Origin of the sequence: Streptomyces sp. V3I8, assembly GCF_030817535.1 — a bacterium.
Classification (GTDB): domain Bacteria; phylum Actinomycetota; class Actinomycetes; order Streptomycetales; family Streptomycetaceae; genus Streptomyces.
In genome coordinates this window covers 2,693,623-2,712,896 of sequence record NZ_JAUSZL010000002.1, presented here as the reverse complement: position 1 = coordinate 2,712,896, position 19,274 = coordinate 2,693,623, and the positions used below count along the sequence as shown (strand labels likewise).

The 19,274-nt window shown below is 71.5% G+C and carries 19 protein-coding genes, 5 tRNA genes and 3 pseudogenes; 19 read left to right on the top strand and 8 right to left on the bottom strand.

Annotation, left to right across the window (positions count from 1 at the left end; genetic code table 11):
* Positions 1–86: 86 nt before the first annotated feature.
* From QFZ75_RS11830 to QFZ75_RS11790, 9 genes are all read left to right on the top strand, one after another.
* Positions 87–275: a hypothetical protein gene (locus tag QFZ75_RS11830; protein ID WP_307536271.1), complete on the top strand. Its 189-nt coding sequence runs from the start codon at positions 87–89 to the stop codon at positions 273–275.
* Between the two features lie 121 nt (positions 276–396).
* Positions 397–1,185 (top strand): fumarylacetoacetate hydrolase family protein, encoded by a 789-nt coding sequence (locus QFZ75_RS11825; protein ID WP_307536270.1) that lies wholly within the window; start codon positions 397–399, stop codon positions 1,183–1,185.
* Complete coding sequence (gene gltX, locus QFZ75_RS11820) at positions 1,178–2,692, top strand: glutamate--tRNA ligase (RefSeq protein ID WP_307536268.1); 1,515 nt, start codon at positions 1,178–1,180, stop codon at positions 2,690–2,692. The genes QFZ75_RS11825 and gltX overlap by 8 nt, the downstream gene beginning before the upstream one ends.
* A gap of 122 nt (positions 2,693–2,814) precedes the next feature.
* On the top strand, positions 2,815–3,585 hold the full coding sequence (locus QFZ75_RS11815; protein ID WP_307536267.1) for an HAD family hydrolase: 771 nt from the start codon (positions 2,815–2,817) through the stop codon (positions 3,583–3,585).
* 90 nt (positions 3,586–3,675) lie between these two features.
* Positions 3,676–3,747 (top strand) — tRNA-Gln (locus tag QFZ75_RS11810).
* 41 nt (positions 3,748–3,788) lie between these two features.
* Positions 3,789–3,861, top strand: a tRNA-Glu gene (locus QFZ75_RS11805).
* A gap of 62 nt (positions 3,862–3,923) precedes the next feature.
* Positions 3,924–3,996, top strand: a tRNA-Glu gene (locus tag QFZ75_RS11800).
* Between the two features lie 20 nt (positions 3,997–4,016).
* Positions 4,017–4,088, top strand: a tRNA-Gln gene (locus QFZ75_RS11795).
* Between the two features lie 20 nt (positions 4,089–4,108).
* Positions 4,109–4,181: transfer RNA gene (locus QFZ75_RS11790), tRNA-Glu, on the top strand.
* 186 nt (positions 4,182–4,367) lie between these two features.
* Here QFZ75_RS11790 and ndgR read toward each other — a convergent pair.
* Positions 4,368–5,084, bottom strand: a complete 717-nt coding sequence (ndgR, locus tag QFZ75_RS11785) for an IclR family transcriptional regulator NdgR (protein WP_307536265.1) — start codon at positions 5,082–5,084, stop codon at positions 4,368–4,370.
* A 192-nt stretch (positions 5,085–5,276) separates the two neighbouring features.
* Between ndgR and leuC the strand changes: the two genes are divergently transcribed.
* The 4 genes from leuC (at position 5,277) to QFZ75_RS11765 (ending at position 8,629) form a co-directional block, all read left to right on the top strand.
* Positions 5,277–6,707: a 3-isopropylmalate dehydratase large subunit gene (gene leuC, locus QFZ75_RS11780; RefSeq protein ID WP_307536263.1), complete on the top strand. Its 1,431-nt coding sequence runs from the start codon at positions 5,277–5,279 to the stop codon at positions 6,705–6,707.
* Between the two features lie 5 nt (positions 6,708–6,712).
* Positions 6,713–7,306 (top strand): 3-isopropylmalate dehydratase small subunit, encoded by a 594-nt coding sequence (gene leuD / locus QFZ75_RS11775; protein ID WP_307536262.1) that lies wholly within the window; start codon positions 6,713–6,715, stop codon positions 7,304–7,306.
* 267 nt (positions 7,307–7,573) lie between these two features.
* The gene (locus tag QFZ75_RS11770; RefSeq protein WP_055614012.1) at positions 7,574–7,804 is read left to right on the top strand and encodes a hypothetical protein; all 231 of its coding nucleotides are present in this window, start codon (positions 7,574–7,576) and stop codon (positions 7,802–7,804) included.
* 138 nt (positions 7,805–7,942) lie between these two features.
* Complete coding sequence (locus QFZ75_RS11765) at positions 7,943–8,629, top strand: HU family DNA-binding protein (protein ID WP_307536260.1); 687 nt, start codon at positions 7,943–7,945, stop codon at positions 8,627–8,629.
* 109 nt (positions 8,630–8,738) lie between these two features.
* On the opposite strand, the gene QFZ75_RS11760 is transcribed toward QFZ75_RS11765, so the two are convergent.
* Entirely contained in the window at positions 8,739–8,942 is a 204-nt protein-coding gene (locus QFZ75_RS11760; protein ID WP_307536258.1) for a hypothetical protein, read from the bottom strand.
* A gap of 102 nt (positions 8,943–9,044) precedes the next feature.
* Positions 9,045–9,677: a 2-phospho-L-lactate guanylyltransferase gene (gene cofC / locus QFZ75_RS11755; protein ID WP_307536256.1), complete on the bottom strand. Its 633-nt coding sequence runs from the start codon at positions 9,675–9,677 to the stop codon at positions 9,045–9,047.
* A 143-nt stretch (positions 9,678–9,820) separates the two neighbouring features.
* Between cofC and QFZ75_RS11750 the strand changes: the two genes are divergently transcribed.
* The 3 genes and pseudogenes from QFZ75_RS11750 to QFZ75_RS11740 all read left to right on the top strand — a co-directional run bounded on the left by QFZ75_RS11750 (position 9,821) and on the right by QFZ75_RS11740 (position 12,896).
* The gene (locus QFZ75_RS11750) at positions 9,821–10,663 is read left to right on the top strand and encodes a 1-acyl-sn-glycerol-3-phosphate acyltransferase (protein WP_307536254.1); all 843 of its coding nucleotides are present in this window, start codon (positions 9,821–9,823) and stop codon (positions 10,661–10,663) included.
* The gene (locus QFZ75_RS11745; protein WP_307536253.1) at positions 10,660–11,679 is read left to right on the top strand and encodes an NAD(P)H-dependent glycerol-3-phosphate dehydrogenase; all 1,020 of its coding nucleotides are present in this window, start codon (positions 10,660–10,662) and stop codon (positions 11,677–11,679) included. Before QFZ75_RS11750 ends, QFZ75_RS11745 begins: the two co-directional genes overlap by 4 nt.
* Before the next feature lie 58 nt (positions 11,680–11,737).
* Positions 11,738–12,896 (top strand): annotated as a pseudogene (locus tag QFZ75_RS11740) (D-alanine--D-alanine ligase family protein).
* A 75-nt stretch (positions 12,897–12,971) separates the two neighbouring features.
* Here QFZ75_RS11740 and QFZ75_RS11735 read toward each other — a convergent pair.
* Together QFZ75_RS11735 and QFZ75_RS11730 are read right to left on the bottom strand one after the other, a co-directional pair.
* The gene (locus QFZ75_RS11735; RefSeq protein WP_307536251.1) at positions 12,972–13,481 is read right to left on the bottom strand and encodes a DUF3515 domain-containing protein; all 510 of its coding nucleotides are present in this window, start codon (positions 13,479–13,481) and stop codon (positions 12,972–12,974) included.
* Positions 13,482–13,501: 20 nt separating this feature from the next.
* Entirely contained in the window at positions 13,502–13,735 is a 234-nt protein-coding gene (locus QFZ75_RS11730; RefSeq protein ID WP_307536249.1) for an Lrp/AsnC ligand binding domain-containing protein, read from the bottom strand.
* A gap of 284 nt (positions 13,736–14,019) precedes the next feature.
* On the opposite strand from QFZ75_RS11730, the gene QFZ75_RS11725 reads away from it, so the two are divergent.
* Both QFZ75_RS11725 and thiD read left to right on the top strand, forming a co-directional pair.
* Positions 14,020–14,985, top strand: coding sequence for a thiamine-phosphate kinase (locus QFZ75_RS11725; RefSeq protein WP_307536247.1), 966 nt, complete (start codon positions 14,020–14,022; stop codon positions 14,983–14,985).
* Entirely contained in the window at positions 14,982–15,803 is an 822-nt protein-coding gene (gene thiD, locus QFZ75_RS11720) for a bifunctional hydroxymethylpyrimidine kinase/phosphomethylpyrimidine kinase (protein WP_307536246.1), read from the top strand. The genes QFZ75_RS11725 and thiD overlap by 4 nt, the downstream gene beginning before the upstream one ends.
* 157 nt (positions 15,804–15,960) lie before the next feature.
* Here thiD and rpmB read toward each other — a convergent pair whose 3' ends face one another.
* A complete protein-coding gene (rpmB, locus tag QFZ75_RS11715; protein ID WP_149515409.1) occupies positions 15,961–16,146 on the bottom strand; it encodes a 50S ribosomal protein L28 in 186 nt (61 codons plus the stop codon).
* A 271-nt stretch (positions 16,147–16,417) separates the two neighbouring features.
* Between rpmB and QFZ75_RS11710 the strand changes: the two genes are divergently transcribed.
* Positions 16,418–18,160: a DAK2 domain-containing protein gene (locus QFZ75_RS11710; RefSeq protein WP_307544390.1), complete on the top strand. Its 1,743-nt coding sequence runs from the start codon at positions 16,418–16,420 to the stop codon at positions 18,158–18,160.
* Positions 18,161–18,600: 440 nt separating this feature from the next.
* Here the strand turns inward: QFZ75_RS11710 and QFZ75_RS41130 are convergent.
* A pseudogene (locus QFZ75_RS41130) lies at positions 18,601–18,951 on the bottom strand (tetratricopeptide repeat protein); the annotation flags it as partial.
* 3 nt (positions 18,952–18,954) lie between these two features.
* Positions 18,955–19,203: pseudogene (locus tag QFZ75_RS41125) on the bottom strand (HSP90 family protein); the annotation flags it as partial.
* Positions 19,204–19,274 lie beyond the last annotated feature (71 nt).

Sequence of the window (19,274 nt, the reverse complement as noted above, 5' to 3'; positions counted from 1 at the left end):
CAGGGATGGCAAATCCGACAACCCGCGCCTGCGGGGCGGTTCCCGCGACCGCCGGCGCCACGATCGAACAGGGCCTGTAACCCCAGATGAAGACGACGATGATGTTCCGCGACATAGCCAACCCGCGACGCACCACGCTGGCGCACCTCGAGGACGCCGAGGAACTGGGCGCTCCGGAGCAGCGGGAGCACGTCGTCGAGCTCCCCGCCCAGACGGCCAACCCCCGGCGCACGATCCTGATGGACGTCCCCGTCACCGCGACGATCACCGACTAACCCTCCCACGGACTCCTCCGTCCCCTCCCCGCGGCCTCGAAGTGCGCGAGGCGGCCGCCCCTCGCCGCGTTAGCCTGGAGCATCAGACTCCGGCCAGCTCAGTGAGGGGCGCAAGGACACCGTGCGCATCGCCAGGTTCTCCATCGACGGCAACGTCGCGTTCGGTGCGGTCGAGGGCGAGAGCCCTCCTGGATCGACCGACGGCCTCGTGCTCGACATCATCAAGGGCATCCCGTTCGCGGACTTCGAGCTCTCCGGGACCAAGGTCCCGCTGAGCAAGGTCCGCCTCCTGCCGCCCGTGCTCCCCAACAAGGTCGTGGCCTTCGGCCGCAACTACGCGGAGCACGCCAGGGAGCTGGGCAACGAGGTGCCCGACGCGCCGTTCGCCTTCTTCAAGCCGTCCACCTCCGTGATCGGCTCCGGCGACGACATCGCGTACCCCTCCTTCTCCGAGGAGCTGCACCACGAGGCCGAGCTGGCCGTGGTCATCGGCCGCATGTGCCGCGAGGTCCCGCGCGAGCGCGTCAAGGACGTCATCCTCGGCTACACCTGCGCCAACGACGTCACCGCGCGCGACGTCCAGCGGCGCGAGAAGCAGTGGGCCCGGGCCAAGGGCTTCGACACCTCCTGCCCGCTGGGCCCCTGGGTGGAGACGGACCTCGACCCGTCCGACCTCACCATCCAGTGCACGGTCAACGGACAGCAGCGCCAGCTGGGCCGCACCAGCGAGATGATCCACTCCATCGAGGACCTGATCGTCAACATCACCGAGGCCATGACGCTGCTCCCCGGCGACGTCATCCTCACGGGCACCCCGGCAGGGGTGGGCCCGCTCAGTGCCGGCGACGAGGTCGCCGTCACCATCGAAGGCATCGGCACTCTCACCAACAAGGTGATCAAGCGTGGCTAACGGCTCCTCCCCCAAATCCTCGGCTCCGCTCGGACAGGGGGTGCCCCCACGCGTACGTTTCTGTCCGTCCCCGACCGGCAACCCCCACGTGGGCCTGGTCCGCACGGCCCTGTTCAACTGGGCGTACGCCCGCCACACCGGCGGCACGTTCGTCTTCCGCATCGAGGACACCGACGCGGCCCGCGACTCCGAGGAGTCGTACGAGCAGCTCCTGGACTCGCTGCGCTGGCTGGGCTTCGACTGGGACGAGGGCCCCGAGATCGGCGGCCCCCACGCGCCGTACCGCCAGTCGCAGCGCATGGACCTCTACAAGGACGTCGCCCGGAAGCTCCTGGACGCCGGCCGCGCGTACCACTGCTACTGCTCGGCGCCGGAGCTCGACGCCCGCCGCGACGCCGCCCGCGCGGCCGGCCGGCCGTCCGGCTACGACGGCCACTGCCGCGAGCTGACCGCCGAGCAGCGGAGCGCGTACGAGGCGGAGGGCCGCGCGCCCATCGTCCGGTTCCGCATGCCCGACGAGCCGGTCACCTTCACGGACCTGGTCCGCGGCGAGATCACCTACCTCCCGGAGAACGTGCCGGACTACGGCATCGTCCGCGCCAACGGCGCCCCGCTCTACACGCTGGTCAACCCGGTCGACGACGCCCTGATGGAGATCACCCACGTCCTGCGCGGCGAGGACCTGCTCTCCTCCACACCCCGCCAGATCGCCCTCTACAAGGCGCTGACCGAGCTGGGCATCGCCAAGGAGACCCCGGCCTTCGGCCACCTCCCGTACGTGATGGGCGAGGGCAACAAGAAGCTCTCCAAGCGCGACCCCGAGTCCTCGCTGAACCTCTACCGGGAGCGCGGCTTCCTCCCGGAGGGCCTGCTGAACTACCTGTCGCTCCTCGGCTGGTCGCTCTCGGCGGACCGCGACATCTTCACCGTCGAGGAGATGGTCGCCGCCTTCGACGTCTCGGACGTCAACCCCAACCCGGCCCGCTTCGACCTCAAGAAGGCCGAGGCCATCAACGCCGACCACATCCGGCTGCTCGACGTGAAGGAGTTCGCCGAGCGCTGCGCCCCCTGGCTGAAGGCCCCCTTCGCCCCCTGGGCGCCGGAGGACTTCGATGCGGCCAAGTGGGACGCGATCGCCCCGCACGCCCAGACCCGTCTGAAGGTGCTCTCCGAGATCACCGACAACGTCGACTTCCTGTTCCTGCCGGAGCCGGCCGTCGACGAGGCGTCCTGGGCGAAGGCGATGAAGGAGGGCTCCGACGCCCTGCTCGCGACGGCCCGCGAGAAGCTGGAGTCCGCCGACTGGACCTCCGCCGAGTCCCTCAAGGAGGCCGTGCTGGCCGCCGGCGAGGCGCACGGTCTCAAGCTGGGCAAGGCGCAGGCCCCGGTCCGCGTCGCCGTCACCGGCCGCACGGTCGGCCTGCCGCTCTTCGAGTCCCTGGAGATCCTGGGCAGGGAGAAGGCGCTGGCGCGCATCGACGCGGCCCTGGCGCGGCTGACCGCGTAGGCGATACGCACGGGGCACGGCGGGGGCGGCGTCCGGACCGGGCGCCGCCCCCGCCGCGTACCCGTACCCGGCACCACGGTCCGCACCCGTACCCGTACCCGTGCCGGAGGTACCGTCGGGCCATGACGATCCGAGCCGTCGTGTGGGACGTGGACGACACGATCTTCGACTACACCACCGCCGACCGTGCCGGTATGAGCGGGCACCTGGCGGCCGAGGGCCTGCTCGACGGGTACGCCTCCGTGGGACAGGCCCTCGACCGGTGGCGCGAGCTCACGGACCAGCAGTGGGCCAGGTTCGCGGCCGGGGAGGTCGACTGGGCGGCCGGCCGGCGGGACCGGGTGCGGGCCTTCCTGGGGCAGCCCCTGACCGACACCGACGCGGAGGCCTGGTTCGTCCGGTACCTGAGCCACTACGAGACGGCCTGGGCGCTCTTCCCGGACGTGCTGCCCGTCCTCGACCTCCTGGCGGGCAGCCACCGCCACGCCGTGCTCTCCAACTCCAGCCTGCGCGTCCAGGACCACAAACTGCGCGTCCTCGGCGTACGGGAACGCTTCGAAACGGTGCTGTGCGCGGCCGAGCTGGGCGTCTCCAAGCCGGCCGCGGAGGCCTTCCACGCGGCCTGCGACGCCCTGGAGCTGCCACCGCACCAGGTCGCGTACGTCGGGGACCACCCGGAGATCGACGGGCGGGGCGCCGCCGAGGCCGGACTCCTCTCGGTCTGGATCGACCGCACGGGCGCGGGCACCGCGGCGGCCCCGGACCCGGACGCCGCACCGGACCGGCGGGCGGACCAGCGGGTGGACCGGCCGCGCCGGATCGTCTCGCTGGCCGAACTCCCCGCGATCCTCCGGCCCGATACCCGTTTTGGAGCGCCGTCCACCTTCGGGTAATGTTCTTCCTGCGCCGCCGGAGTGCGGGCCGAAAGGCCACAGACCGGGGACGCAAGCTAAAACAAAACTCCCTCGGGGGTTGAGTTTCAGTGGCCTATGGTGTAATTGGCAGCACGACGGTTTCTGGTTCCGTTAGTCTAGGTTCGAGTCCTGGTAGGCCAGCTCGCAGAGCTTATCTGCATCGCAGACACCAGTTCTGCAAGGCCCCCGTTGTGTAGCGGCCTAGCACGCCGCCCTCTCAAGGCGGTAGCGCCGGTTCGAATCCGGTCGGGGGTACAGATCCTTCCCAGGGAAGCAGTCCGGGTCGCACCCGCTGTCTCTCATGCAGGATCGCTAGGGCCCCCGTTGTGTAGCGGCCTAGCACGCTGCCCTCTCACGGCAGTAGCGCCGGTTCGAATCCGGTCGGGGGTACAGGTGGTCCGAACCACCGATGGGCTATGGTGTAATTGGCAACACGACGGTTTCTGGTTCCGTTGTTCTAGGTTCGAGTCCTGGTAGCCCAGCTGGATCACTTGTGATCCTCGCCCCCGTTGTGTAGCGGCCTAGCACGCTGCCCTCTCACGGCAGTAGCGCCGGTTCGAATCCGGTCGGGGGTACAGACAGAAGAAGCCCTTCCCACGCGGGAAGGGCTTCTTTCGTGCTCCGGCGCCGTACAGGACAACTCCGGCCGTTCGCTGCGGCGTTGAAGCGATCGGCCGGGGGGTCCGGACGGGGTCGGTCGGGGGAGTCGGTGACGGTCCTCGGCGGCCCGTGGTGATCGGTGGTGATCGGTGGACGCGCGGTCAGCCGGTGCGGCGCAGCGCCTCGGACAGCCGGCCGGCCGCGTCGATGACCGCCTGGGCGTGCATCCGCCCCGGATGGCGCGTCAGACGCTCGATCGGGCCCGACACCGAGACGGCGGCGACCACGCGGTTCGAGGGACCGCGCACCGGCGCGGAGACGGACGCGACGCCCGGCTCGCGCTCGCCGATCGACTGCGCCCACCCCCGCCGCCGTACCCCCGACAGGGCCGTCGCCGTGAAGCGGGCGCCCTGGAGGCCGCGGTGCAGACGCTCCGGCTCCTCCCAGGCCATCAGGATCTGGGCCGAGGAGCCCGCCTTCATCGTGAGGGTCGAGCCGACCGGGACCGTGTCCCTGAGCCCCGAGAGGCGCTCCGCCGCGGCGACGCAGATGCGCATGTCGCCCTGGCGGCGGTAGAGCTGCGCGCTCTCGCCCGTCAGGTCGCGTACATGGGTCAGCACCGGGCCCGCGGTCGCGAGGAGACGGTCCTCACCCGCGGCCGCCGCCAGCTCGGCGAGCCTCGGGCCGAGAATGAAACGTCCCTGCATGTCACGCGCCACCAGCCGGTGGTGTTCGAGTGCCACGGCGAGGCGATGTGCCGTGGGCCGTGCCAGTCCGGTCGCCGCGACCAGGCCCGCGAGGGTGGCCGGACCGGACTCCAGTGCGCTCAGGACAAGGGCTGCCTTGTCCAGAACGCCGACGCCGCTACTGTTGTCCATGAAACGATACTCGCGTCTCACTCTGTGAAACGCAAGTTCAATTTTCCGTGGAACGCGCCACCCTGATACCTACACGGCCCGCGGACCGACGGGCTCGGCGGAAGACGTCCGGTACCCGGGGGGCACGGGCGCGGCCGCACCGGAAATCTCTAGTTGGGCCGGCGCCGACACGGGCCGGCCGGAGGGAAAGCGATGGGTAGGACACTCGCGGAGAAGGTCTGGGACGACCACGTCGTCCGGCGCGCGGAGGGCGAGCCCGACCTCCTCTTCATCGATCTGCACCTGCTGCACGAGGTGACCAGCCCCCAGGCCTTCGACGGCCTCCGTCAGGCGGGGCGCCCCGTGCGCCGGCTCGACCTCACCATCGCGACCGAGGACCACAACACCCCGACCCTCGACATCGACAAGCCCATCGCGGACCCGGTCTCCCGCGCCCAGCTGGAGACGCTGCGCAAGAACTGCGCCGACTTCGGCGTGCGCCTGCACTCGCTGGGCGACGTCGAGCAGGGTGTCGTCCACGTCGTCGGCCCGCAGCTGGGCCTGACCCAGCCCGGCACCACGGTCGTGTGCGGTGACTCCCACACCTCCACGCACGGCGCGTTCGGCGCGCTGGCGTTCGGTATCGGCACCTCCCAGGTCGAGCACGTGCTGGCCACCCAGACGCTGCCGCTGGCCCGCCCCAGGACCATGGCCATCACGGTCGAGGGCGAACTGCCCGAGGACGTCACGGCCAAGGACCTGATCCTGGCGATCATCACCAGGATCGGCACGGGCGGCGGTCAGGGCTACATCCTGGAGTACCGGGGCTCCGCCATCGAGAAACTCTCGATGGAGGCCCGGATGACCATCTGCAACATGTCGATCGAGGCCGGCGCCCGCGCGGGCATGATCGCCCCCGACGAGACCACCTTCGCGTACATCCAGGGCCGCGACCACGCCCCCGTGGGCGAGGACTGGGACGCCGCCGTCGCGTACTGGAAGACCCTGAAGTCGGACGAGGACGCGGAATTCGACGCGGAGGTCGTCATCGACGCGACCTCCCTCGCGCCGTTCGTCACCTGGGGCACCAATCCCGGCCAGGGCGCCCCGCTTTCGGCGGCCGTCCCCGACCCGGCTTCGTACGAGGACGCCTCGGAGCGCTTCGCCGCCGAAAAGGCCCTGGAGTACATGGGGTTGACCGCCGGACAGCCGCTGCGGGACATCAGGGTCGACACCGTCTTCGTGGGTTCGTGCACCAATGGCCGTATCGAGGACCTGCGCGCCGCCGCGTCGATCGTCGAGGGCCGCAAAGTCGCCGACGGCGTACGGATGCTGGTGGTGCCCGGCTCCGCGCGGGTCGGTCTGCAGGCCGTCTCCGAGGGCCTGGACCTGGTCTTCAAGGAGGCCGGGGCCGAATGGCGGCACGCGGGCTGCTCGATGTGTCTGGGCATGAACCCCGACCAGCTGGCGCCCGGTGAGCGCTCCGCGTCCACCTCCAACCGCAACTTCGAGGGCAGGCAGGGCAAGGGCGGCCGTACGCACCTGGTGTCTCCGCAGGTCGCCGCCGCGACGGCGGTACTGGGCCATCTGGCGTCGCCCGCCGACCTGTCCGACGCCGACGTCCGTACGCCCGCTGGAGTCTGAGAACCATGGAAGCATTCACCACGCACACCGGCCGGGCCGTCCCGCTGCGCCGCAGCAACGTCGACACCGACCAGATCATCCCCGCCCACTGGCTCAAGAAGGTGACCAGGGACGGCTTCGAGGACGGGCTCTTCGAGGCCTGGCGCAAGGACCCGTCCTTCATCCTCAACCAGCCCGAGCGCACGGGCGCCACGGTCCTGGTCGCCGGCCCCGACTTCGGCACCGGCTCCTCGCGCGAGCACGCCGTGTGGGCACTGCAGAACTACGGCTTCAAGGCCGTGATCTCGTCCCGCTTCGCCGACATCTTCCGCGGCAACTCTCTGAAGAACGGCCTGCTCACGGTGGTTCTGGAGCAGACGGTCGTGGACAGGCTGTGGGAGCTCACCGAGCAGGACCCGCAGGCCGGCGTCACGGTCGACCTGGAGGCCCGCGAGGTGCGCGCCGAGGGCATCACGGCCCCCTTCGAGCTCGACGAGAACGCCCGCTGGCGGCTGCTGAACGGGCTGGACGACATCTCCCTCACCCTCCAGCACGAGGCGGACATCTCCGCGTACGAGTCCGGACGGCCCTCCCACAAGCCGCGGACCGTTCAGGTCTGACCGGACCCCGGCCCGCACCGCCGGTTCCAGCCAGGGCGACACACCTCTGTACCCCCAATCGTGGACGGTTGGGGGTACAGCCGTGTCCAGGGCCGGAAGGGCCGTTCCGGCCTTTGTGATTGGCTTCAACTACCCTTGTTTCGGTGCGCCTTGATGGGGTAGCCGAGATGCGGCAGAGCCTTGTGGTGAGGTGCGCGGGAGGCCCTCGGGAGGCGGTAGTTACCCCCTGCGCAGGCGACAACTCGCCCCAGATGGCACAATCTGTGCATGGAACACGACGGCCAACTCGAGCTCTATGCGGCGGTCGCGTCCCAACTCAAGGAAGCGCACACCAGGGTGCGCGCACTGCAAGTCCCGGAGGGCGTACGGATGGCGCTGACCCGGAAGCTGCTGGTCATTACGGCCGTGGCCAAACACGATCTCGCCGATGCGACCAGGCGTCTGGAGCGGTTCACGACGGACCTCGACGAGGGCCGAATCCCCGAAGAGGAACGCTGAGGAACTTGGCGACAGGCCCAGTTCGTTGCGGCACAAGGGTGATTAGGCCGTTTCGTGTTTGATTTGCGGTATATATCTGCCTAACGTGCGAAAAAGCTTGAACAGTTTCGTTCTGGCAATGTCTCCGAAGGGGAAGACGTGAACAAGGCGCAGCTCGTAGAAGCGATTGCCGACAAGGTCGGCGGGCGTCAGCAGGCCGCCGACGCGGTCGACGCCGTACTGGACGCCGTGGTCCGGGCGGTCGTCGGCGGGGACCGGGTCTCGGTCACCGGCTTCGGTTCCTTCGAGAAGGTGGACCGTCCGGCCCGTTACGCCCGCAACCCGCAGACCGGAGAGCGCGTGCGGGTTAAGAAGACCTCGGTGCCGCGCTTCCGTGCCGGCCAGGGCTTCAAGGACCTGGTCAGCGGGTCGAAGAAGCTCCCGAAGAACGACGTCGCGGTCAAGAAGGCCCCCAAGGGCAGCCTGACCGGCGGCGCCTCCGCCACGGTCAAGAAGGCCGCGGCCAAGAAGGCCACCACCGCCAAGAAGGCGACGGGGGCCGCGAAGAAGACCACGTCCGCGGCGACGACCAGGAAGGCGACCGCGGCGAAGAAGACCACCGCCACGGCCGCCAAGAAGACCACCGCCACGGCGAAGAAGGCCCCCGCGAAGAAGACCTCCGCGACGGCGAAGAAGACCTCGTCCTCGGCGGCGAAGAAGACCACCGCCAAGAAGGCGGCGGCGAAGAAGGCCCCCGCGAAGAAGGCGGCCGCCAAGAAGGCCCCGGCCAAGAAGTCCGCGGCCCGCAGCACCACCACCGCCAAGAAGGCCACCGCCCGCAGGTAGATCAGGGGCGTCGGGAAAACGCGCCGGGCCGGGCTCCCCCGGGGGAGCCCGGCCCGCGGCGTTCTCCGAAGACCCGCCGCCGGAAGACCCGCCGCCGGAACACCTGCCGTCAGAAGGTCTGCAGCGTCACCAGGGTGATGCGGCGGTCGTCCCGCTCGCCCTCGGTCTCGATCCGTACGCGCTGGCCCGGACGGAGCAGTCGCAGGCCGCCCCTGTCGAACGCCTCGGCGTCGAAGGGCACGGGAGTCCCGTCGTCCAGCAGCACTTGGCCGGTGCGGGTGTCGTGGTCGTATGTGTACGCGGTCGCCTGCATGGGGGAAGGGTATGGGGTCGGCCGGGGGAAAACGCTTCGGGGGCGCGAAGATCCGCGCGGCCGGCCGGCGGCGACCCGCACTTCACCCGCCGGCCGCAAAGCTCACGCCGCTCGCAGGCGTTCCACGGCCGAAGTCGTGTACGGGCCCACACCCAGCGCCAATGCCGCGCGCAGGTCCGCACCGGTGTCCACGTCCTGGCGTACGGAATCCACCGCTGTCGGCAGGAGTTCCGCGGCGCCCGAGGCGCGGTGACGCGCGCGGGAATCCGTTCCGAAAGCGGGCAGCAATTCACGCCCCGGCGACACGGCCAGGAGAGTGGTGCCGAATCCCGCGGCGTCCGGCAGGAAAGCACGTGGGAATTCCGCGGCCGCGGTGAGCACACGGGCCAATTCCGGCGGACGCAGTGCGGGCAGGTCGGCGTTCAGTGCCGCCAGCGGAGTTCGGGGGTTTTGCATACGTACGGCCCCCGCCCCGTGCCGCAGGGCGGCGTTCAGACCACCGCCCGGCTCGTCCGGGACGATCCGGGCACCCAGGGCGGCCAGCTCCCGTCCGGCCAGCGCATCGCCAGTGACTACTGCCACATCGGCGACTTCCGCGCAGGCCAGTGCGGCGGCCACCGTGTCCTGTGCGAAGGCGAGGGCGAGCCCCGGGCGCAGCCCGTCGGCGGCCGTGTCCGAGAGCCTGCTCTTCGCGAGCGCCAAGGTTTTGAGCGGTACGACCAAGATCCACTGCACGGGTGCTCCGTCCCTCCTCCGTCGCGCCCATTGTCACCCGGAGACCGGGCCGGGCCCGAAGCCGGGGCGTACGGTGTTCTCGACAGACAGGCGGCCCGGGGCGACACTTGTGCGGCCCCCAGGCTCAAGAGGAAGGTGCGCGCGTGTCCCGCCGCAGAATCAGCTTCTGGTACCGCTTCGCGGCGGCCCTCTGCAAACCGCCGCTGATGGTTCTGATCAAGCGGGACTGGCGCGGAATGGAGAACATTCCTGCCGAGGGCGGTTTTATCACCGCGGTGAACCACAATTCACACGCGGATCCGTTCGCGTACGGGCACTTCCAGTACAACACCGGCCGCGTTCCGCGGTTCCTGGCCAAGAGCGCTCTTTTCAAGAGCGGTTTCGTGGGGGCGGCCATGCGGGGGACCGGGCAGATCCCGGTGTACCGCGAGAGCACCGACGCGCTGAGCGCCTACCGTGCCGCGATCGAGGCCGTGGAGCGCGGCGAGTGCGTCGCCTTCTATCCGGAGGCCACCCTCACCCGCGACCCCGACCTGTGGCCGATGACCGGCAAGACCGGGGCCGCACGGGTCGCCCTGCGGACCAGGTGCCCGGTCGTCCCGGTGGCCCAGTGGGGCGCCAACCACCTGCTGGCCCCGTACGCCAAGAAGCCCGACCTGTGGCCGCGCAAGACGCACCACGTGCTCGCGGGCCCGCCCGTGGACCTCTCGCGCTTCTACGACAAGGAGATGACCCCGGACCTCCTGAAGGAAGCGACCGAGGCCATCATGGCCGCGATCACCGCGCAGCTGGAGCTGATCCGCGGCGAGAAGGCCCCCGCCACGCGCTACGACCCGCGCCAGGTGCGCGTCGAGCAGCGCCGCCGCACGCGGGAACAGGAAGAGCGGGCGCACCGGGACGGGCGGGACGGGCATGATGAGGCCGCGGGGGGAAAGACCCTGCGGGACATCACCGAGGCAGAGCACGAAAAGGGGCACGGCAAGTGACGACATCCGGCACACCCGTCAGGGCGGCCGTCTTCGGGGCCGGATCGTGGGGCACGGCCTTCGGCATGGTGCTCGCCGACGCCGGGTGCGACGTGACGCTGTGGGGACGGCGGCCCGAAGTCGCCGAAGCGGTCAACTCCACCCGGACGAACCCCGACTACCTGCCCGGCATCGAGCTGCCCGGGAACCTGCGGGCCACCACCGATGCCGCCGAAGCGGCCCGCGACGCCGACTTCACCGTGCTCACCGTGCCCTCGCAGACCCTGCGCGAGAACCTGGCGGACTGGACGCCGCTGCTCGCGCCCGGCACCGTGCTCGTCTCCCTCATGAAGGGCGTCGAGCTCGGCTCCGCGATGCGGATGAGCGAGGTGATCGGGGACGTCGCGAAGGTCGGCGCCGACCGGATCGCCGTGGTCACCGGGCCCAACCTGGCCCGCGAGATCGCCGCCCGGATGCCGGCCGCCGCCGTGGTCGCCTGCAGTGACGAAGGAGTGGCCAAGAGGCTCCAGGCCGCCTGCCACACGCCGTACTTCCGCCCGTACACCAACACCGACGTGGTCGGCTGCGAGCTGGGCGGCGCGGTCAAGAACGTCATCGGCCTCGCCGTCGGCATCGCGGACGGCATGGGACTCGGCGACAACGCCAAGGGGTCCCTCATCACCCGGGGACTGGCGGAGACCACCCGGCTGGGCCTGGCGATGGGCGCCGACCCGCTGACGTTCTCCGGACTCGCGGGCCTGGGCGACCTGGTGGCGACCTGCTCCTCGCCGCTGTCGCGCAACCACACCTTCGGCACGAACCTCGGCAGGGGCATGACCCTCCAGGAGACCGTCGCGGTCACCCGGCAGACCGCCGAGGGCGTCAAGTCCTGTGAGTCCGTACTGGACTTGGCGCGCCGGCACGGAGTCGACATGCCCATCACGGAGACCGTCGTCGGCATCGTCCACGAGGGCAAGGCACCGGTCGTCGCCCTCAAGGAACTGATGTCGCGCAGCGCCAAGCCCGAACGGCGCTGAACGACCCCGCCACCGGCCGCTGACTCCGTGTCCTGCCACCGGGTACTCTCAACCCGATATGAGCACCGAGAACCTTCCCCAGAACCCTGAGCAGCCGCCTCGCAAGCCGCGCGTGGCCGTCGTCTTCGGCGGGCGCAGCTCCGAACACGGGATCTCCATGGTCACCGCCGGAGCCGTCCTGCGGGCCATCGACCGGACCGCGTACGACGTCCTGCCGATCGGGATCACCCCGGGAGGGCCGCTGGGTGCTCACCGCCGACGACCCCGAGCGCATGACGATCACCGAGCGTCGTACGCCGGACGTCGAGCAGCTCGCCGAGTCGGGCGAGGGCGGCGTGATCCTGCCCGTCGACCCCGCCAGCCGCGAGGTGGTCTACAGCGAGCCCGGCTCGGTCCCGAAGGCGCTCGGCGAGGTCGACGTCGTCTTCCCGGTGCTGCACGGTCCGTACGGTGAGGACGGCACCCTGCAGGGTCTGCTGGAACTCTCCGGTGTCCCGTACGTCGGTTCGGGTGTGCTCGCCTCGGCCGTCGGCCAGGACAAGGAGTACATGAAGCGGGTGTTCACCTCCTTCGGACTGTCGGTCGGCCCGTACGTGGTGATCCGTCCCCGTGAGTGGGAGCAGGACGAGCCGGCCGCCCGCAAGAAGATCATCGATTTGGCGGGGGAGCACGGCTGGCCGCTCTTCGTGAAGCCCGCGCGCGCGGGCTCGTCGATCGGCATCACCAAGGTCGACGACCTGTCCGGCCTCGACGAGGCGATCGCCGAGGCCCGGCGCCACGACCCGAAGTTCCTCGTGGAGGCGCTGCTGCGCGGGCGCGAGATCGAGTGCGGCGTCCTGGAGTTCGAGGACGGGCCCCGGGCGTCCGTGCCGGCCGAGATCCCGCCGGTGCAGTCGCACGCGTACTACGACTTCGAGGCGAAGTACATCGACTCGACCCCCGGCGTCGTGCCCGCGCCGCTGACCCCCGAGCAGACCGCCGAGGTCCGGCGCCTGGCCGTCGAGGCCTTCGAGGCCGCGTCCTGCGAGGGCCTGGTCCGCGCGGACTTCTTCCTCACGGAGGACGGCGGGTTCGTGATCAACGAGATCAACACGATGCCCGGCTTCACCCCCATCTCCATGTACCCCAAGATGTGGGAGGCGACGGGAGTCCCGTACCCGGAACTGGTGAACACCCTGATCCGGGCGGCGCTGCGCAGGCGCACGGGCCTGCGGTAGGCAGTGGCCCCGCGGGGGCGCGGGGAACCACGACGTACCCGCGCCCGCCCCCGGCGGACGGCCGGTCCCGGGGCCTCAGTCCGCGATCCCCTCGGGGACCGCCTTCTTGATGGCGCCGGCCAGATCGACCAGGACGGAAGAGGTGTCCCGCCCCGGCTCCACCGTCACCTCGACGTACACGAGCCGCTGTGCGGAGGTGAAGCGGGTCGATCCGTCGTCCCGCTCCTCCATCAGCCACCCGACCCCGTTCACGCCGCCCCCGATCGCGTCGGGATCACTCCCGTCGGCCACCTTGGGATCGACCATCTTCGCGGGCCGCGACACCCCGCAGCGCAGTATGATCGCCGGGCTTCCCCAGCCCGCGGTCAGCGCCGACCGGGGCTCGGGATCCTCCCGGTCGAGGCCGTCCACCTCGCGTGGCAGCGACTTGTCCAGGTTCCGGCACAGTTTCGTGGCCTTCGCGCCCGGACGGGGAACCGAGGTCGGGGTGTTGTCGTCTGCCGGGGAGCAGCCTGTGGCAGCGATCAGCAGAACGAGGGCTGGCAGCCCGACCGAAGAAGCACGCCGGTGACGGAAGAGGTCCACCGGCCCAGCGTAGACGGGGGCTACAGGTGCACGACCGGGCAGGTCAGGGTACGCGTGATGCCGTCCACTTGCTGGACCTTCGCGACCACCATGCGGCCGAGCGCGTCCACCGTGTCGGCCTGGGCCCGCACGATCACGTCGTACGGTCCTGTCACGTCCTCGGCCTGGATCACCCCCGAAATCTTGCTGATCGTGTCGGCGACGGTCGACGCCTTGCCGACCTCCGTCTGGATCAGGATGTACGCCTGTACCACGGAACCTCCAGGGCGGCCACGAGGATCATGTGGGGAAAAGGAACGCCACGGTATCGCGTCGCCGCGCGTCACGGGGAGACCCGCGGGGGCGGTGGCTTGCGCGTCGGGGTGCACGGCCCGCACGGGTTGACGGCAGTCTCGACCGTACCGGGGTGCGGGACGGCCCGCGACCGGGCACACGCACGAACCGTCCGGCCGCACGCGCGCGTGCACGAACCGGTCGGCCGCACGCACGGACAGAAGGAAACTCGCCTCATGGGCACGAAGGGAACAGGTGAGACTCGGTGAAGGGAACCGTGGGCGAGTTGGGGGAGTTCGGGCTCATCAGGGAGCTCACCTCCCGGCTCACCACCACCCCGGCGGTGCGCGTCGGGCCGGGTGACGACGCGGCCGTGGTGGCCGCCCCCGACCGCAGGGTCGTGGCGAGCACCGACATCCTCCTGGAGGGGCGGCACTTCCGGCGCGACTGGTCCACGGCGTACGACGTCGGGCGCAAGGCGGCCGCGCAGAACCTGGCGGACATCGCCGCCATGGGCGCCGTGCCGACCGCGCTGCTGCTCGGCCTGGTCGTACCGGCCGAACTGCCCGCCACCTGGCCCTCCGAGCTGATGGACGGCCTGCGCGACGAGTGCCAGGTCGCCGGCGCGGCCGTCGTCGGCGGGGACGTCGTACGCGGCGACACGATCACCGTGGCGATCACCGCGCTCGGTGACCTGCGCAACCACGAGCCGGTCACCCGGGCCGGCGCCCGGCCCGGCGACGTGGTGGCCGTGACGGGCTGGCTGGGCTGGTCCGCGGCCGGGCACGCCGTGCTGTCCCGCGGTTTCCGCTCGCCGCGCGCCTTCGTCGAGGCGCACCGGCGCCCGGAACCGCCGTACCACGCGGGCCCCGCGGCCGCCGGGCTCGGCGCGACCTCCATGACGGACGTCAGCGACGGGCTGATCGCCGATCTCGGGCACATCGCCGAGGCCAGCAAGGTACGCATCGACGTCCGCTCCGGCGACGTCGACATCCCCACGCAGATGAACGACATCGGTCAGGCCGTCGGCGTCGACCCGATCCAGTGGGTGCTCACCGGCGGCGAGGACCACGCGATCGTCGCGACGTTCCCGCCGGACGTGAAACTGCCCGCGCGCTGGAAGGTGATCGGCGAGGTCCTCAACCCGTCGGCGCTGCCCCAGGTGACGGTCGACGGGGCGCCCTGGACGAGCAAGGGCGGCTGGGACCACTTCGGGGACATCGAGTCATGAGCACACCGCCTCGGGCGTCCGCGCCGCCCCGTGTGCTGACGGTCGCGGGCTCCGACTCCGGGGGCGGGGCCGGGATCCAGGCCGACCTGAAGACCATGCTCGCGCTCGGGGTGCACGGCATGAGCGTGCTCACCGCCGTCACCGCGCAGAACTCCCTCGGCGTGCAGGGCGTCTGGGAGCTGCCGGTGGAGGCCGTGCGCGCCCAGTACCGCAGTGTGGTCGACGACATCGGGGTCCAGGCGGTCAAGACCGGCATGCTCTCCTCGGCCGAACTCGTCGAGGCCGTCGCCGAGTTGATCGGCGGCACCGACGCGCCCGCCGTCGTCGACCCGGTGGGCGTCTCCAAGCACGGTGACTCCCTGCTCGCCGCGTCCGCGCTGGACTGCGTACGGACGAAGCTGCTGCCGGTGGCCACGGTGGCGACCCCGAACCTCGACGAGGTGGCGCAGCTCACGGGCGTGACGGTCGGGTCGCAGGACGGGATGCGGCGGGCGGCGGCGGCCGTGCTGTCGTACGGGCCGGCCTGGGCGCTGATCAAGGGCGGTCACCTGAGCGGCGACGCCGTGGACTTCCTCACCGACGGCTCCGAGGAGCTGTGGCTGCGCGCGCCCCGGCTCGACAACCGGCACACCCACGGCACGGGGTGCACGCTGGCGAGCGCGATCGCCTCGGAGCTGGCGAAGGGACGGTCGGTGCCGGACGCGGCGGTGGCGGCGAAGGAGTACGTCACCGGGGCGATCGGCGCCGGGTTCGCGCTCGGGGCCGGTATCGGACCGGTGCACCACGGGTGGCGGTCCGTGCGGGGAACGTCCGCCTGAGGAACGTCCGGCCTGAGGAACGTCCGGCCGGAGAACGTCCGCCCGTGAGATGTCTGCCGGTGGAATGCCCGCCCCAGGAACAGCAGAAAGCCGGTCCTCCGTGAGGGGGACCGGCTTCGAGCGGTGGACCAGCAGTGGCTGCGCGCTGTGCAGAGCGTCAGCGTGAGACCTTGCCGGCCTTGATGCACGAGGTGCAAGCGTTGACGCGCTTCGGCGTCCCGCCGACCACGGTACGGACGCGCTGGATGTTCGGGTTCCAGCGACGGGACGTACGGCGGTGCGAGTGCGAGATGCTGTTGCCGAAGCTCGGCCCCTTGCCACAGACGTCGCAGTTGGCAGCCACGGGTCACTCCAAAGACTTCAGATGCTCTTACGGTGGATCCCGGCATGCCGAGATCAGGATCGTAGGATCTGAGTGGCGCTGCCAGGGGGAAGGCCCGATCGGATCGGGCAACCGGAGCAGCATACAACGACTGCGTCCGTACAACGAAACTACCATGTCCCGCGCGGAGTCCGTCCCGGCCCTCTTCCCCGCTCTCCTCCCGCCCTCTTCCGGCACGGACCCCACCTGGGTCTACGCTGCGTCGGACGTCGGGCTGCTCAAGGAGGCGCAGGTGCCGCAGGTGCCGCAGACATTGGACGCATCCGCGGTACGCGCCTGGTGCGCACTCGCGCTGGAGACCCTCGGCCGGGCGCGCGAGGAGATCGACGCGATCAATGTCTATCCCGTCGCGGACGGCGACACCGGCACCAATCTGTATCTGACCGTCGAATCGGCGGCGGCGGCCGTCGAGGCGGTCTTCGCGGCGCACGCCGCCATGTCCGTCGTCGGCGACGGCGCCGGATCCGGCACTCCGCCCGGCGGGCGGGTGATCGAGCCGCCCACGCTCGCGGACGCGGTACGGGCCATGGCGCACGGCGCGCTCATCGGGGCGCGCGGGAACTCCGGGACGATCCTCGCGCAGCTCCTGCGGGGCATGGCCCAGGTGCTCGCCGCGGACACCGGCACCGGGCGGACCGACGGCGAGAGTCTGCGGCTCGCCCTGCGGCACGCGTCCGACGCGGCCCGGCAGGCCGTCGCGCACCCGGTCGAGGGCACGGTCCTCACCGTCGCCTCGGCCGCCGCCGACGCGGCCTCGGGCGCGGAGGGGGACTGCGCGGCGGTCGCGCGGGCCGCGTACGAAGGCGCGCGGGCCGCCCTCGCGGCGACCCCCGGGCAGCTGGCCGTCCTGGAACGGGCCGGGGTGGTCGACGCGGGCGGCCGCGGACTCGTGGCCGTGCTGGCGGCGCTGGTGGAGACGTTCACGGGGCGGACCCCGGCCAGGGCGGCGGTACCGGTCCTCGCCTCCCATGCGCGCGTGGTGGCGGCCGACGCCGGCGCGACGGCCCTGGAGTGCGCGGACGGCGGCGGTCCCGTCGAGACGGAGAACGGCCCCGCGTTCGAGGTGATCTACCTCCTGGAGGCGGAGGACGCGGCCGTGGCCCGGCTGCGCGACCGGCTCGACGCGCTCGGGGACTCGCTCGTCGTGGTCGGCGGGGACGGCCTGTGGAACGTCCACGTGCACGTGGACGACGCCGGCGCGGCCGTCGAGGCGGGCGTCGAGGCCGGTCGGCCGCACCGGATCCGGATCACGCACTTCGGGCCCGCCGACGCGCACACGACGGGCTCGACCGCCCGGCCGGTCCGGGAGCGGGCCCAGCGCGCGGTCGTGGCCGTGGTCCCCGGCGAGGGGCTCGCGCACCTCTACGCCGAGGCCGGGGCCACCACCGTCCTGGCCCGCCCCGGGGAGCCGCCGGCCAGCGGGGAGCTCGTCGAGGCGGTACGGCGGGCGCACGCCCTGGAGGTCGTCCTGCTGCCGAACGACGCCGAGCTGCGCCACACCGCGGCCGCGGCGGCCGAGCAGGCCCGCACCGAGGGCGTACGGGTGGCGCTGATCCCCACCCGCTCGGCGGTGCAGGGGATCGCCGCGCTCGCCGTGCACGAGCCCGAGCGGCGCTTCGACGAGGACGTGGTCGCGATGACCTCGGCCGCGGGCGCGACCCGGTACGCCGAGGTGGAGGTCGCGGAACGCCAGTCCTGGACCATGGCGGGCATCTGCCAGGCCGGCGACATCCTCGGCCTCATCGAGGGCGACGTGGCCGTGATCGGCTCGGACGTCACGGCCACCGCCGAGGCGGTCCTGGACCGCATGCTCGCGGCGGGCGGCGAGATGGTCACCCTGGTCCTCGGCGACGAGGCCCCCGCCACGATCGCGCCCCACCTGGAGACCCGGGTCCGGGAGTCCTACCTGGCGGTGGACACGGTGGTCTACCGAGGCGGCCGCCAGGGATCACTCCTCCTGATCGGCGTCGAATAACCCCCGACGCCCCCGCCCCTCCAGGACCACGCAAAACCCCGGACCCATCCCCGAGACCCCACCCCTCCAGGGGCGTGGGAAACTCCGGTCCGATCCTCGACGACCCCGCCCCTTGAGGGGCGCGGGGAACTGCGCGCCCGACCACGGCGCACCCGCGCTTTCATGACTGCGGGAAACTCCGGTCCGATCCCCGACGGCCCCGCCCCTTGAGGGGCGCGGGGAACTCCGGGCCGATCCCCGATGACCCCGCCCCTTGAGGGGCGCGGGGAACTGCGCGACCAGCCACAGCGGACCCGCGCTTTCATGACCGCGGGAAACTCCGGGCTCATCTGCGACGGCCCCACCCCTTGAGGGGCGCGGGGAACTGCGCGCCCAGCCACAGCGGACCCGCACCCGAGACCCGACGCTCAGCCCCCTCCCACGGCCCGCAACAACCGCTCCGCCTCGGCGACCGCGGCCCACGCCGCGACCGAGTCCGGATGCAGCGACCGCGCGAGCCGGCGGGCCTCGGCGAGGAGCCCGGGCAGATCCGGTCCCGCGTCGGGGGCCGACACGGACCGCACGGAAATGGGGGCAGAAGCGGAGGCGGGGGCGGAGGCGGTGACGGTCCGCGCGGCGTGTATCCCCAGGGGCAGCCGCTCCACCAGCGGCCGCTGGTCCATGCGCCCGCGGACGCGCCCGCTCACCCGCGCCGTCCCGTTGCGCTCGTCGAAGCGCCCGGCCGGCGAAAGGGCCTCCACGCGTGCGTGGACGGCCAGTTCGCCCGCGGTCCAGGCGCGGCAGGCCGGACCCCGCCCGATCCCGGAGTCCTCCCCGCGCAGGGTGCCGTCCCCGGCGTACAGCCGCACCCGGGCGGGCGCGTCCGGCTGCTCGGCGCGCCGGGCGGTGACCGCGTCCACGGCGTTCTGCAGCAGTTCGCGCAGATGGACCCGGGGACTGGAGCAGAGGTGGTGGGAGAGGAGGTCCACCAGGCCGCGCAGGTCGACCTGGAACGAATGAGATGACGGGGAGGCCTGAGAAGGCTGTGAGGTCTGGGAGTCCAGCGTCGCTGCGCCGGTGAGGGACGTGCGACGGCGCGGGGTCGGGCGGTCCCGGATCGAGGCGACCGCGAACA

Excerpts from the sequence above, each read along its gene's own strand:
- QFZ75_RS11830 (WP_307536271.1), top strand. The coding sequence starts at position 87 with ATGAAGACGACGATGATGTTCCGCGACATAGCCAACCCGCGACGCACC.
- QFZ75_RS11815 (WP_307536267.1), top strand. The coding sequence starts at position 2,815 with ATGACGATCCGAGCCGTCGTGTGGGACGTGGACGACACGATCTTCGAC.
- ndgR (WP_307536265.1), bottom strand. The coding sequence starts at position 5,084 with ATGGACAACAGTAGCGGCGTCGGCGTTCTGGACAAGGCAGCCCTTGTC.
- leuC (WP_307536263.1), top strand. The coding sequence starts at position 5,277 with ATGGGTAGGACACTCGCGGAGAAGGTCTGGGACGACCACGTCGTCCGG.
- leuD (WP_307536262.1), top strand. The coding sequence starts at position 6,713 with ATGGAAGCATTCACCACGCACACCGGCCGGGCCGTCCCGCTGCGCCGC.
- QFZ75_RS11770 (WP_055614012.1), top strand. The coding sequence starts at position 7,574 with ATGGAACACGACGGCCAACTCGAGCTCTATGCGGCGGTCGCGTCCCAA.
- QFZ75_RS11760 (WP_307536258.1), bottom strand. The coding sequence starts at position 8,942 with ATGCAGGCGACCGCGTACACATACGACCACGACACCCGCACCGGCCAA.
- thiD (WP_307536246.1), top strand. The coding sequence starts at position 14,982 with ATGAGCACACCGCCTCGGGCGTCCGCGCCGCCCCGTGTGCTGACGGTC.